At 33.5% G+C, this 14443-nt stretch carries 12 protein-coding genes; 2 read left to right on the forward strand and 10 right to left on the reverse strand.

Going from position 1 to position 14443, the window contains the following annotated elements; all coding sequences use genetic code 11:
* Positions 1 to 2: 2 nt before the first annotated feature.
* The 6 genes from ccoG to GQ47_RS11400 all read right to left on the reverse strand — a co-directional run bounded on the left by ccoG (position 3) and on the right by GQ47_RS11400 (position 7468).
* Complete coding sequence (gene ccoG / locus GQ47_RS11375; protein WP_035648540.1) at positions 3 to 1421, reverse strand: cytochrome c oxidase accessory protein CcoG; 1419 nt, start codon at positions 1419 to 1421, stop codon at positions 3 to 5.
* A gap of 5 nt (positions 1422 to 1426) precedes the next feature.
* Positions 1427 to 2380, reverse strand: coding sequence for a cbb3-type cytochrome c oxidase N-terminal domain-containing protein (locus GQ47_RS11380; RefSeq protein ID WP_035648543.1), 954 nt, complete (start codon positions 2378 to 2380; stop codon positions 1427 to 1429).
* Between the two features lie 18 nt (positions 2381 to 2398).
* Positions 2399 to 2575 carry a CcoQ/FixQ family Cbb3-type cytochrome c oxidase assembly chaperone gene (locus GQ47_RS11385; protein ID WP_035648546.1) on the reverse strand — a complete coding sequence of 59 codons (177 nt, stop codon included), beginning with the start codon at positions 2573 to 2575 and terminating at the stop codon, positions 2399 to 2401.
* Positions 2576 to 2579: 4 nt separating this feature from the next.
* A complete protein-coding gene (gene ccoN / locus GQ47_RS11390; RefSeq protein WP_035648549.1) occupies positions 2580 to 4769 on the reverse strand; it encodes a cytochrome-c oxidase, cbb3-type subunit I in 2190 nt (729 codons plus the stop codon).
* Positions 4770 to 4771: 2 nt separating this feature from the next.
* Complete coding sequence (ccoS, locus tag GQ47_RS11395; protein ID WP_035648550.1) at positions 4772 to 4963, reverse strand: cbb3-type cytochrome oxidase assembly protein CcoS; 192 nt, start codon at positions 4961 to 4963, stop codon at positions 4772 to 4774.
* Between the two features lie 117 nt (positions 4964 to 5080).
* Positions 5081 to 7468, reverse strand: coding sequence for a heavy metal translocating P-type ATPase (locus GQ47_RS11400; protein ID WP_035648552.1), 2388 nt, complete (start codon positions 7466 to 7468; stop codon positions 5081 to 5083).
* 205 nt (positions 7469 to 7673) lie between these two features.
* On the opposite strand from GQ47_RS11400, the gene GQ47_RS11405 reads away from it, so the two are divergent.
* A complete protein-coding gene (locus GQ47_RS11405) occupies positions 7674 to 8354 on the forward strand; it encodes a Crp/Fnr family transcriptional regulator (RefSeq protein ID WP_035648555.1) in 681 nt (226 codons plus the stop codon).
* Here GQ47_RS11405 and mazG read toward each other — a convergent pair whose 3' ends face one another.
* The 3 genes from mazG to def all read right to left on the reverse strand — a co-directional run bounded on the left by mazG (position 8355) and on the right by def (position 10359).
* The gene (gene mazG / locus GQ47_RS11410; protein ID WP_035648557.1) at positions 8355 to 9125 is read right to left on the reverse strand and encodes a nucleoside triphosphate pyrophosphohydrolase; all 771 of its coding nucleotides are present in this window, start codon (positions 9123 to 9125) and stop codon (positions 8355 to 8357) included.
* A gap of 99 nt (positions 9126 to 9224) precedes the next feature.
* Entirely contained in the window at positions 9225 to 9707 is a 483-nt protein-coding gene (locus tag GQ47_RS11415; RefSeq protein ID WP_035648560.1) for a DUF5606 family protein, read from the reverse strand.
* Between the two features lie 61 nt (positions 9708 to 9768).
* On the reverse strand, positions 9769 to 10359 hold the full coding sequence (def, locus tag GQ47_RS11420; RefSeq protein WP_035648563.1) for a peptide deformylase: 591 nt from the start codon (positions 10357 to 10359) through the stop codon (positions 9769 to 9771).
* Positions 10360 to 10562: 203 nt separating this feature from the next.
* On the opposite strand from def, the gene GQ47_RS11425 reads away from it, so the two are divergent.
* Positions 10563 to 12785 carry an FUSC family protein gene (locus GQ47_RS11425; protein ID WP_035648565.1) on the forward strand — a complete coding sequence of 741 codons (2223 nt, stop codon included), beginning with the start codon at positions 10563 to 10565 and terminating at the stop codon, positions 12783 to 12785.
* 39 nt (positions 12786 to 12824) lie between these two features.
* Here the strand turns inward: GQ47_RS11425 and GQ47_RS11430 are convergent, their stop codons facing one another.
* Positions 12825 to 14321, reverse strand: a complete 1497-nt coding sequence (locus tag GQ47_RS11430) for a malate:quinone oxidoreductase (RefSeq protein WP_035648569.1) — start codon at positions 14319 to 14321, stop codon at positions 12825 to 12827.
* Positions 14322 to 14443: the final 122 nt, after the last annotated feature.

Genomic DNA, 14443 nt, shown 5'->3' on the forward strand with positions numbered 1-14443 from the left:
TTTTAATTAAAACTTCTCGGACTTAAAAAGTTTGTTTTTGTGGTTTCAAGCAATTCTTTTCCGTTGTAAACACCAATTTTTACTGTGGTTTTATCGCTTTCCAAGATTGCTTCATTGATTTCTATGAAAAGAGTTCCCTGTGCAGTTTCTTCCCTTTTAATTTTGAAGTTTTTATTTCCCACATTTTTTATCTCACCTTTCTGGTCAATTAACTCAAAATGAATATCGTTGTAATCATTCATTGTTTTATTAACGATTTTGTAAGTGTAAACATTACTTATTTTATCGCCTTTATGCTGAAATAATTGTCCTGGTAAACGTAAAATAATCGCTTCTACATTAGTTCTTAAAAATAGCATTCCAACAAAAACACTTAATAAAATGAATAAAACGGCTGTATAACCTTTCATTCTATTTGTGAATTTAAAAGGTTCTTTTTTAACTATTTCATCTTCTGAAGCGTAACGAATAAGGCCTTTTGGCAAACCTACGCTTTCCATTATATTATCACATTCGTCAATACAAGCCGTACAGTTTGTACATTCTAATTGTGTTCCGTTTCTGATATCAATTCCCATTGGACAAACGTGCACACATTGGAAACAATCAATACAATCTCCTTTTCCTGTTAATGCTCGATCTTCTTTTTTATTGAATTTTGCGCGTCCTTCTTCCTTTTCACCACGAACAAAATCGTAAGCAACATTTATAGATTTATTATCGAGAAGAACCCCTTGAAGTCGTCCGTACGGACAGGCAATTATACAAACCTGTTCACGAAACCAGACAAAAACAAAGTAAAAAACACTTGTAAAAATCAGCAATGCTATAAAATTGCTTGCCTGCTTTAAAGGACCTTGCTCAATCATTAAAAACAATTGATCGCTGCCAACCAAATAGGCTAAAAATACATTTGCAATACCGAAAGAAATCAAAAAGAAAACAGTCCATTTTAAGAGCCTTTTTTTAATTTTTTCTGCATTCCATTCTTGTCGGGCTAAGCGTGATTGAGAACCTCGATCGCCATCAATCCAATATTCAATTCGGCGAAAAACCATTTCTAAAAAAATTGTCTGCGGACAAATCCATCCGCAAAAAATCCTTCCAAAAACGACTGTAAACAGAATTACGAAAACAACCCCAACAAGCATTGATATTACAAAAAGATAGAAATCCTGAGGCCAAAATGGGAAACCAAAAATATTAAAACGACGTTCAATAACATTGAACATCATAAATTGGTTACCGTTGATTTTTATAAATGGATTTGCAACTAAAATAGCCAATAAAACATAGCTGACAATCTTTCTATAATCATAGAATCTACCAGACGGTTTTTTAGGGAAAATAAATTTCCTATTACCACTGTCATCGATTGTTCCAATGGTATCTCTAAAAGCTTCGTCTGGTAAATTTGACATGATTTTTATTTTTTAACTTCTGTACTATCTTTTGGGCTAGTTGTTGCTGTTGTAGCTGCGGCATCTTTTTTTGGAGCACTTTCATCTACCCAAACCTCTCCTTCAGCTTCTTTTGGATCTTTAGGGTTGCTTCCTTGTAAAGACAAAATATAACTAGCTACTTTTTGAATATCTTTTGGTTTCATACCGTTTGTTTTCCATGAAACCATTCCTTTTCCGTCACGTCCTCCATTTGTAATGGTGTGGAAAACATTTTTGATACCACCACCTAAAATCCAGTGATCATCAGTCAAGTTTGGACCAATTTGTCCTCCGGCATCTGCTCTATGGCAAGCTGCACAATTTGTCATGAAAATTTCTTTACCAGCTGCTAAACTTGGTTCATCTGTAAGTAAAACAACTGTTTTTTCATCCATTAAATCTGGTGCTGTTTTTAGGTATTCATCAACATCAATTTTAGCCTGAGCCATTTCTTTTTTAAGCTCTGTTTCCTGATCATCTCCTCCTAAAATTTCATAATGAACAAGATAAACAGCACCAAAAATGATACAGATATAGAATAAATACACCCACCAAGGCGGTAAATTATTATCAAGCTCTTTGATTCCGTCATAATCATGATCCATAAGCAACTCGCCTTCTTTCTCCATTGGCGGAGTTTTTGTCAGCTTGTGCATCAACTCTTTGAACCAAGTGCTTTCGCTTAAACTTAGACTATTTTCGTAATCCAATTTTGCTTTTTCTTCAGGCGACATCAAATGGTACATCACTCGATTAACTGCACTTAATGTAATTTCAATCGCAACCAAGACAAATAGAAATACAATCAAAAAGACAGAAACCATTGGAAATTTTATAAAAGCTGGCTTATCACCTGAATCAATAAAATACTCCATCAAAGCAAAACCGATGAAGAAAATAAGTGGTACTCTTACATATACTGGGAAAAATTTTTTCATTTTATTTATCTTTAGAAATTATACCAAGTCCTCATTTAAAGGAATTTCACTCATTTCTTTAATCTTGTCTTTTTTATATGAAAACACCCAAAAGGCTAATCCAACAAAAAATAAAAAGAAGATCAAGAGAGAAAGAATCGGGTAAATTTCTATACCCGATATTGTCTCCATATTGTGTTTTATCTGTTCAAACATAGCCTTATTTTTTAGCAGTATCTTTTACTTTTATATCAGTACCAAGTCTTTGAATATATGCAATCAAAGCAACAATTTCTCTTTCGTTCATTGGAACAAATTGCTCACCTTTTGCAGCAGCTTTCTTTTTACTATCCTCATAACTTTTTACAAAATCAGGATCATTTTCTAAGCTCTTCTCAATCTTAACAGCTTGATCTCTCAATGTTTTCTGAGCGTTTGCAATTTCAGCTTCTGAATATGGAACACCAAGTGAAACCATTGCCTGCATTTTCTTTTGAGTCAATGAAATATCTAAAGCTTTATTATCAAACAACCATTTGTAACCTGGCATAATTGAACCGGCAGAAGTACTTTGCGGATTCCACATGTGATTGAAGTGCCAATTATCATTATACTTGCCTCCTACTCTTAATAAATCCGGACCTGTACGTTTTGATCCCCATAAAAATGGATGATCATATACAAATTCTCCTGCTTTTGATTGCGGTCCATATCTTTCAACTTCACTTCTAAATGGTCGAACTGATTGTGAATGACAACCTACGCAACCTTCTCTGATATACAAATCACGTCCTTCAAGTTCTAAAGGCGTATAAGGTTTTACGCTTGAAATTGTCGGGATATTTGATTTAACCATAATTGTTGGTACAATTTGAATGATACCTCCAATTAAAATTGCAATCGTAGCCAATATGGTCAATTGAATAGGTTTTCTTTCTAACCAAGTGTGAAATTTTTCTCCACTTAATCTGTTGCTACTGATTCTTTCTAATGCTGGAGCCTGTGCTAATTCATCTTCAATTGTATTTCCCGCTTTTACTGTCATTATGATATTATAAACCAAAGTCAGCATCCCGATTAAGTACAAAGTTCCACCAATTGCTCTCATCCAGTATAAAGGCATAATCGCGGTAACTGTTTCAAGGAAATTCCCGTATGTCAAAGTTCCGTCTGGATTAAATTGTTTCCACATAGAAGCTTGTTGGAAACCTGCCACATACATTGGCAATGCGTACAATATAATTCCTAAAGTTCCAATCCAGAAATGGAAATTAGCTAGTTTTTTAGAAAATAAAGTGCTTTTTGTCATTCGTGGAATCAGCCAATAGATAATACCAAATGACATAAATCCGTTCCATGCTAAAGCTCCAACGTGTACGTGTGCAATAATCCAGTCTGTATAGTGTGCAATAGCATTAACATTTTTGAAAGAAAGCATTGGACCTTCAAAAGTTGCCATTCCGTATCCTGTAATAGCTACAACGAAGAATTTCAAAACAGGTTCTTCACGAACTTTATCCCACGCACCTCTTAAAGTTAAAAGTCCGTTGATCATACCTCCCCATGACGGAGCAATAAGCATTACTGAAAATACTACACCTAAATTCTGAGCCCAGTTTGGCAAAGCAGAATATAATAAGTGGTGAGGCCCAGCCCAGATATAGATAAAGATTAATGACCAAAAGTGAATAATAGATAATCTATAAGAATAAATAGGACGATTTGCTACTTTAGGAATAAAATAATACATCAATCCTAAAAATGGAGTTGTCAAGAAAAACGCAACCGCATTGTGCCCATACCACCATTGTACAAGCGCATCCTGAACACCTGCGTAAACGGAGTAACTTTTTAAAGCAGAAACTGGCAACTCAATATTATTAAAGATATGTAAAACAGCAACAGTTACGAAAGTGGCTAAATAAAACCAAATAGCAACATATAAATGCCTTTCTCTTCTGCGAAGCATTGTACCTATCATATTGATTCCCATCACTACCCAAATCAAGGCAATTGCGATATCAATAGGCCATTCTAACTCGGCATACTCTTTTGATGAGGTATAGCCTAATGGCAAGGTAATAGCCGCAGCAACAATAATTAACTGCCAACCCCAGAAATGCAGATTACTTAAAAAATCACTGAACATTCTGGCTTTCAGCAAACGCTGGAGCGAGTAATACAAACCCGCAAAAAAGGCATTTCCGACAAAGGCAAAAATAACTGCATTAGTATGCAAAGGTCTTAATCGGCCGTAGCTTAGCCACGAAATCCCATCTGTCATGTTGGGAAAAAGGTACATAACCGCTAAGGTCAGCCCTACTAACATACCTACTACCCCAAAAAGAATAGTGGCGTAAATGAATTTTTTTACAATTTTGTTGTCGTAATAAAACTGTTCCATTTCCATAATTAAACTTGTTTTTCTTCGGTTGGTGGATTATTTTTTTGAGGGATGTTTTTTGTCTCGTCATCAAAAAGCATTCGGACAGATGGTGTATAATCATCATCGTATTGTCCAGATTTGACAGCGATGATGAAAGCAATGAAGAAGCCAATTGCTACGCAAATACTAACCGAAATTAATAGATAAATTACACTCATACCTTTAAAATTATGTTAACAAAATTAACAGGTTACCATGGCATAAAATATGATAATTATCATAGTCAAAAGACTTATGTTAAATTTAGTAAAAAAATACTTCGGAATTATTTAAAATCATTTTAAATTACTAGAACTGAAGCAGTTAGACATTAAAGTCACAAAACTTACGATAGTAATTGTACTCAATGGCATAATAATGGCGGCGACTAATGGAAGAAGATTTCCAGTTATTGCAAAAGCAAGCCCGACCACGTTATAAAGCAAGGATAAAACAAAACTCATTTTGATGATCAAAATTGATTTATGAGAAAGCTTTAAAAAGTAATTTAAGCGTGAAAATTCATTTGCATCTAAAATTGCATCACAGGCAGGTGAAAAGACATTTACATTCTCTGATATTGATACGCCAACATTGCTTTGCGCTAATGCCCCGGCATCATTTAAACCATCTCCAACCATCATTACATTCTGACCTTTATCTTGCAGATTTTTAATGAATTCTAATTTTTGTTCCGGTTTTTGATTAAAGATAAGTTCTGTACCTTCTGGCAGAATTTTTTCGAGATTAGCTCTTTCTCCGTCATTGTCTCCTGACAGAACTTTTAATTTATATTTTTTACTTAAAGTTAAAAATAACGTTGCAAGACCATCTCTATATTGATTTTGGAAATTAAATCGGCCAAAATAAGCATCTCCAATTCTAATATGCAGCGCCGTTTTTTCAATTTCAGAAGAATCCAAATCCGGGCTTTCAACAAATACGGCTGAACCGATTTTTATTATTTTATTTTCTGTTTTAGCTAATAATCCCTTTCCAGTAATTTCCTCAAATTCTTCAATTTTGATTCGTTTTGTTTCTGGCAGGAAATCATAAAGCATTCTGCTCAAAGGATGATTTGAAGCTCGCAAAACATTTTTCAATAAAATCATATTTTCATCAGAAATCGTCATTCCTTCGTAAACAATATTCGATTTTTTGTTTGTCGTAATTGTCCCCGTTTTATCAAAAACTATTGTATCAACTTTAGCTAATTGTTCGATTACTAAAGCATTTTTAAGATACATTTTTTGCTTGCCCATAATTCTTAGAATATTTCCAAAAGTAAATGGTGCAGTAAGTGCCAACGCACATGGACAGGCGACAATTAAAACTGCTGTAAAAACATTAAAAGCAGTATTAGCATCAATAAATATCCAATAGCCAAATCCTGCAAAAGCGATTAATAATAGTATAGGAGTAAAATAACGGCTTATTTTATCGGTAATTGTTTTGTGTTTTTGATCTACTTTTTTCTGGAAAATTTCATTGCTCCACAGTTGGGTAAGATAACTTTGGGAAACCGAATGCAATACTTCCATTTCAATAACTTTTCCAATCTGTTTTCCGCCGGCAAATACTTTATCTCCTGATTTTTTCGTAATCGGAACTGCTTCACCAGTCACAAAACTGTAATCAACATCCGCTTTTTCACTGATCAAAATTCCATCAACCGGAATCAATTCCTGATTCCTGATCAATAATCTATTTCCTTTTAAAACATCATAAATCGGCACACTTTCTTCGGAAGTATCTGAATTAATTCTGGTAACTGCAATTGGGAAATACGATTTAAAATCTCTTTCAAAACTTAAAAAACTATAGGTTTTAGTTTGAAACATTTTTCCAAGAAGCATGAAGAAAACCAAACCAGTTAAACTGTCAAAAAAACCGCCTCCGTAATTCATGACAATATCAAAAGTACTTCTGATAAACATAACAATAATTCCCAATGCGATTGGAATATCAATATTCAGCATTTTTGATTTGATGCTTTTATAAGCCGAAACATAATAACCGCTTGCTGAATATAAAAAACTCGGCAAAGCCAAAAGAAAAATCAAAATTCTGAAAAACGGTTTATAGTTATCCAACCAAAATTCTTTGATTTCAAAATATTCCGGAAATGAAAGCAACATGATATTTCCAAAACAAAAGAAAGCTACACCAAGTTTATAAGTAAGACTTCGGTCAACATTGTTTTTTCCGGTTTCATAGTTTTCAAGACTTATATAGGGTTCATAACCAATTGAGCTCAATAAATAAGCAATTGATTTAAGAGATACAAGCTCAGAGTTAAAAGTAATGCGGACTCTTTTTTGTGGAAAATTAACTTGTGAAATTGAAATTCCCGGCTGAATTCTGTTTAAGTTTTCCAGAATCCAAATACAAGAACTGCAATGTATGTGCGGAATATTTAAAGAAACAATAGAAGTATTTCCTTCCTGAAAATCGATTATTTTTGACGTAATAGCTTCATTGTCTAAGAAATCATATTTCCCCTGAATGTCCTGAGGTGTAGCGCCTGGCGATTTTTCGAAATCATAATAGCAGGTTAAATCATGCAGGCTAAAAATCTCGTAAACCGTTTTACAGCCGGCACAACAAAACTTTTTTTCATCAAAATTGATTTCTTCATTTTTAGGAATGTCAATCCCGCAATGAAAACAGCTCTGCTCAGTCATAATTTGTTTCTTTTTTAATCTAACAAATATTCCAAATAAGATTTAACTATAAATATGACATTTATCATATGAAAATGAAATCAAATTCTAATTTAATAAAATAAAATGGGCGAATTACATCCGTAAAATTTTTCTGCATATTTTAAGAAAAAACAATGCCTTTCAATACGAATATTGGTTAATTTTGCACCTAAATTATATTGCGATGAATAAATGTGATCAATGTATTGTACGCCAGTTGTCGTCTTTAAAAGCCCTTAATAAAGAAGAAGTTGTAAAGTTAGCCAATAGCAAAACGAGTTATTCAATTAAAAAAGGAGAAGCTATTTTTGAAGAAGGAGAAGTTACGAATGGCGTCTTTTGCATAAAAGATGGTGTAGGCAAATTATCAAAATTAAGTGCAAACGGAAAAGACCAAATTGTAAAATTGGTGAAATCTGGTGAACTTTTAGGGCAGCGTTCTATGATCAGTAATGAACCTGCCAATTTATCTGCAAAGGCAATCGCCGATATGGAAGTTTGCTTTATTCCGAAATCTGAGATCATCCATTTTTTTAATAACAACAATCAATTTTCATTGAACTTGATGCAATCAATTTGTGAAGATTTGAAAGAATCAGAAAACGATAAAATTGCTTTAGTTCAAAAAACAGTAAAACAACGTTTGGCAGAAACCTTACTGCATTTGCATGATGAATTTGGCGAAAATGCAGATAAAACCTTAAAAGTTCAACTTACAAGAGAAGAACTTGCAGGAATAATTGGAACTGCAACTGAAAGCTGTATTAGACTTTTATCTGATTTTAACAAGCTCGAGCTGATTGAACTTGTTGGAAAAAAAATTATGTTGAAAAACGTAAAAGCATTAAAAAAAATAGCAGAATAATTAAAGTTTTTTTGCTTCGTTCCAAAAAACATCCATTTCTGCCAAAGTCATTTCTGCCAAAGGTTTTCCTAATTCACCTGCTTTGCTTTCTAAGTACTGAAAACGCTTAATGAATTTTTTATTAGTGCGTTCCAATGCATCTTCGGGATTTACATTTAAAAATCTAGCATAATTGATCATCGAGAATAAAACATCTCCAAATTCGGCTTCAATTTTATCCTGATCTCCTGTTTTTACTTCAACTTGAAGTTCTTCTAGTTCTTCCTGAACTTTATCCCAAACCTGATGCGGTTCTTCCCAATCAAAACCAACGCCTTTTACTTTGTCCTGAATTCGGCTCGCTTTTACTAATGCTGGCAAACTTCTTGGAACACCTTCTAAAACTGATTTTTTACCTTCTTTAAGTTTAAGTTTTTCCCAGTTTTGTTTTACTTCTTCTTCATCTTTTACAACAGTATCGCTATAAATATGAGGATGACGGTGAATCAATTTATCGCAGATTTCATTGCAGACATCAGCTATGTCAAAATCATTGGTTTCTGAGCCAATTTTGGCATAGAAAACAATGTGAAGCAACAAATCACCCAATTCTTTTTTAACTTCATTTAAATCATTATCCAAAATAGCATCTCCAAGCTCATATGTCTCTTCAATTGTCAAATGACGCAAAGTCTGCAACGTCTGTTTTTTATCCCAAGGACATTGCTCGCGAAGTTCATCCATAATTATTAATAATCTTTCGAAAGCTTTAAGCTGAAGTTCTTTGCTCATTTTGATTTTATTTTGAATTGTAACCGATATAGTGTAAAAGTAAAAAATCCTGTCAAGAAAACATCTCAACAGGATTAATATATTTGAAAGTACGAACTACTATTCTTCTTTTTTAGCTTTTGCTTTTTTAGCTGCCGCTTTCTTTGGTTTTTCTTCCGCTACTGGAGCTTCTTCAGTTGCTTCTACTGCTGCAGGAGCTAAATCAGTCACTAATCCTTTTGTTTGAAGTGTGTTGTACCAGTTTAATACTTTTTTGATATCAGAAGGGTAAACTCTTTCTTCATCATAATCAGGCAAAATTTCTTTAAAATAAGCTGCTAAAGTTGCATTATCTTCTTTATGTGAAATAGCTTGACCTTTATTTTCTTTAGTCGCAATTTTTTGCATTACTTCAGTTAATGGCTTTTCTCCTTCGTATGTATAAATTGAGATTTCCGACAATAAACTTACATTGCTTTTTAAGTTTACTGTAATTTTTTTTCCGTCTGTTAATGATTCTGCCACAAAACCTGTACGAGTTTGCACTTTTAGTACATATAAACCTGGTTTCCCTGAAATGGCTAAAATTTTGTCTAAATTCATGTTGTATTAATATTAGTATTAAGAATTTTTTATTGTCTTTTTTTGTTCTTTTTCTGAACAATTATCTCCCTTTTTTAGCGGCAGCAAATTTCATTCTGTACTCCTGAAAAGTCTTGCCTTCTGTAATATTTTTTAATTTCTTTTGAATTAAACGCTTTTTCAAAGAAGATATTTTATCAGTAAACAAAACACCTTCTATGTGATCATATTCATGTTGAATAACTCTTGCAATCAATCCGTCAAAAACCTCTGTTTTCATTACAAAATCTTCTTCGCAATATTCAATCGTAACGGTTGGCTTTCTGTAAACATCTTCACGAACATCAGGAATACTTAAACAACCTTCATTAAAGCTCCACTCTTCTCCTTCTTCCTTAACAATTTTAGCATTGATAAAAGTTTTTTTGAATCCTTTTAATTCTTTCGCCTCATCAGATTCTAAATCATCATCTTCACTAAAAGGAGTTGTATCAATAACAAACAAACGAATTGCTAAACCTACCTGTGGCGCAGCAAGCCCAACACCGTATGCATTATACATGGTTTCATACATGTTTGCTATTGTTTCTTTTAGGTTTGGATATTCTGGTGTAACATCCACTCCCACTTTTCTTAAAACAGGATCACCATATCCTACAATTGGTAAAATCATTTGTATTTTTTTATTGCATTATCTATTGTAAAAACTGAATTTTAGTTTCCTATAATTCAGCTGGCAAAAATAATAAAAAATAGTCTACGAATAATTCTAAACCGCATATTATATCTTATTTTTTGACAGTATGTTAAAATCTCATCTATAATTATGCCAAATTGATTCGTACAATTCTTACCTTTGTTAGTAAACCTCTATATATGTTTGACCGCATCACGAAATTCACGAACAGTACTTCTTTCTTAAACGCGTCTAAAGTGACTATTGCTTCTGTAGTTCCTGTGCTGATTTTAAACTTCTTAGGGCATTTTGAAATAGGGTTTACCATTGCGCTCGGGGCTTTTTATACCTATCCCAGCGATATTCCGAGTTCATTAAGTCATAAAATAAAAGGACTTGTTGTTGCATCGTTTATTGTTTCGGGAGTTAATTTGCTGGTAAACTTTACATATCCATATCCGGTTTTGTTTTATCCTTTCTTAGGATTTTTATTGTTTTTATGCTCGATGATTTCGGTTTACGGACAGCGTGCAACATTAGTATCTTTTTCTGCTTTACTTTCGATTTCATTATCATTCGGGCATTTACATCAAGGCTTGGAAGCATTTGAATATGCTGGATTCATTTTTATTGGAGGAATTTTATACTTAATTGTATCACTTGTTTTTCACTTTATACAGCCTTATAAATATGTGGAACTGGAAATTGCCGAAGGAATAAAACTTACCGCTAAATACCTGAAATTGAGAGGTGATTTATGGAATCCCGAAGCCAATAGAGATGCCATTATAGAAAAACAATTGGCTGTTCAGGTTGAGTTGAATTTGATTCACGAAGATTTGCGAAAAATGCTTATTGGCAATCAAAACACTTCGGCAGCAACGGCTCAAAATCGTAAAATGCTTTTGGTTTTCATCACTTTAGTCGAAATCCAGGAACTTGCTTTATATACTTCTTTTGACCACAGCAAACTTCATGAAAAATTTGCCAAACATCCAGAAGTACTTCGAACGTATCAAAATGTAGCTTACAAACTGGCTTCAACTTTGAAAAAACTTTCTAAAAATGTGCATCACATTGCGGTTTATGTCGACAAAAATGATTTGAAAAATGAGTTAGACGCACTCGAATTTGCCATTTTTGATTATGAAAAAACGTTAGGAAAAGAAGAAGCTTCAGAAGGTGTTTTGATGCTGACCAATATGCTGAACTATGCTAAAAACCAAGTTGGAAAAATCAAAATTATTCAGCGTGCTTTTTCATTGGCAATGCAGTCTTACAAACTAAAAGACAAGGACAAAGAACTGGAAAAATTCCTTACACCACAATATTATCCGTTGCGAACTCTGACTGAAAATTTAACTTTTTCATCATCCATTTTCAGGCATTCAATTAGATTGACAATTACCATTTTAATTGGTTTTCTGATCGGGAAAATTCTTCCGTTCCAAAATGTGTATTGGATTTTATTGACGATCGTTGTGATTATGCGTCCGGGTTATGGATTGACAAAAGAACGTTCTTATAATAGAATCTTCGGAACTATTTTAGGAGGATTAATCGCTTTCGGAATAGTGTCTGTCGTTCAAAATCATGTTGCCCTGAGTATATTTTCAATTGTCTGTATGCTTTTAGGGATTTCGTTTACGCAAATTAATTACAAAATCAGTGCGACTTTTGTAACGATGTATGTCGTTTTTATTTATGGAATTTTGACACCTGATGTTGTTGAGGTAATTCAGTTCAGGATTCTGGATTCACTGGCAGGAGCAATTTTGGCATTTTTAGCCAATCAATTTTTATGGCCGGCCTGGGAATTTATCAACACGCCAATTCACATTGAAAATTCGATTCGTGCTAATCGAAATTATTTGAGAGAAATTGCAGATTTTTATAATAAAAAAGGAGAAATACCAACTTCATACCGTTTAGCCAGAAAACATGCTTTTGTAGAAATTGGTAATTTAATGACTTCTTTTCAGCGAATGATGCAGGAGCCAAAATCCAAGCAAAAAACATTGCCTTTAGTTAATAAATTAGTTGTGCTGAATCATTCTATTTTATCAGCTTTGGCCTCTTTATCAACTTATATCCAGTCACATCAGACAACGCGAGCTTCAGACTCTTTTAATTATATCATTAAAACAATCTTATCTAATTTAGATCAGTCGATTTCTATTTTGAAAAATGAAATAATTTTAAAAGATACTTTTTTCGATAAAGAAGATGTAACACTTCAATTTGAAGAGCTTAAACGAAAAAACTTTACTCGTCTAGCCGAAGATGACGAACTTGATAAAGAAACGCGTCAGGCGAAAATGCAAGAGGCTCAATTGGTTATTGAACAATTAATCTGGATGAGCAATCTGGCCGAAAAGATTTTGAAAATCACGAAAGAACTAAAAGCAGCAAATCCAGATTAATTCATCTGGATTTGTTGTTTTTTATATAAATTTTAAAGCTTAATTATTTAGTTTCAAAACTTCAGAAGTTTCTTTTCTAAGTTTAGCCAAAAGCTCTGGTTTGTCATTTAATGTCTGACCATAAGAAGGAATCATTTTTTTCAGTTTCGCTTCCCATTCTGGTGTCTTAATCTGGTTTGTAAAACATCTGCTTACTAAATCTACCATAATTGCCACTGCAGTTGATGCTCCTGGAGAAGCTCCTAATAAAACAGCAAGAGAGCCGTCATGTGTGTTAATTACTTCAGTTCCAAATTCTAGTACACCACCTTCTTTTTCATCTTTCTTGATCACCTGAACACGTTGACCCGCTTTTTCAAGTTTCCAGTCTTTTGAACGTGCAGAAGGCAAATATTCTCTAAGCGCTTTCATTCTGTCTTTTGGCGACTGACGAACTTGCTCGATTAAGTATTTTGTCAACGGAATATTGTGATATCCGGCAGCAAGCATCGGAATTAAATTATTTGATTTTATCGATAATGGCAAATCCAAATAAGAACCATTTTTCAAGAAACGAGTTGAAAAACCTGCAAATGGACCAAAAAGCAATGCTTTTTCACCGTCAATTACACGAGTATCAATATGCGGAACAGACATTGGAGGAGCTCCAACGCTAGCTTTTCCGTAAACTTTTGCCTGATGTTTCGCAATGACTTCCGGATTTGTACATTTTAGCCATTGACCACTTACTGGAAACCCTCCGTAACCTTTTCCTTCAGGAACGTTAGCTTTCTCTAATAATGGTAATGAACCTCCACCAGCTCCAATAAATACAAAATTAGTATACGCTTTTCGTTTTTGTCCTGTAGAAAGATCTGTAATTTTAATTCTCCATGATTTATCCTCACGTTGTTTTAATTTCTTAACCTCATGATTAAAATACAAACTTACACCATCAAGTTTCTCCAAATAATTAAACATACTTCTGGTTAAAGCTCCGAAATTAACATCGGTACCAATTTCCATATGAGTTGCAGCTAATGCTTCGTTATTTTCTCTGCCTTCCATCACTAATGGCATCCATTTTTTCAACTGCTCAAAATCAGTACTGAATTCCATTTCAGAAAAAATTGGATTGCTTTGCAATGCCTCAAATCTTGTTTTTAGATATTCGACATTTTTATCTCCCCATACAAAACTCATATGAGGAACACTTTTTATAAAATTTTCAGGAGACGGTACTTTCTTTTCTTGCACCAAATAAGACCAAAACTGGCGTGAAACTTCAAATGATTCTGCTATGCTGATTGCCTTTTTAGGATCGATACTTCCATCCGCCTTTTCTGGTGTATAGTTTAATTCACAAAAAGCCGAGTGCCCGGTTCCCGCATTGTTCCATGCATCAGAACTTTCTGCTGCAGCAACATCAAGTCTTTCGTAAATTTCAATTTTAATATCGGGTTGCAGCTCTTTCAAAATTAATCCAAGAGTTGCACTCATAATTCCAGCTCCAATAAGCACTACTTCACTATTAGAACGTATTGTATTGTCAGGCATAACAGTAATTGTTTTTAAAAATGCAAAGGTACTTTTTTCAATCGCAAAAAAAAACTAAAATTTGCATGATAAAAGTTAGGAAATCATATTTTTTTCTAAATAAAGTGAAATTTTTAAGCCGT

The organism is Flavobacterium sp. ASV13 (assembly GCF_000745775.1).
GTDB lineage: Bacteria > Bacteroidota > Bacteroidia > Flavobacteriales > Flavobacteriaceae > Flavobacterium.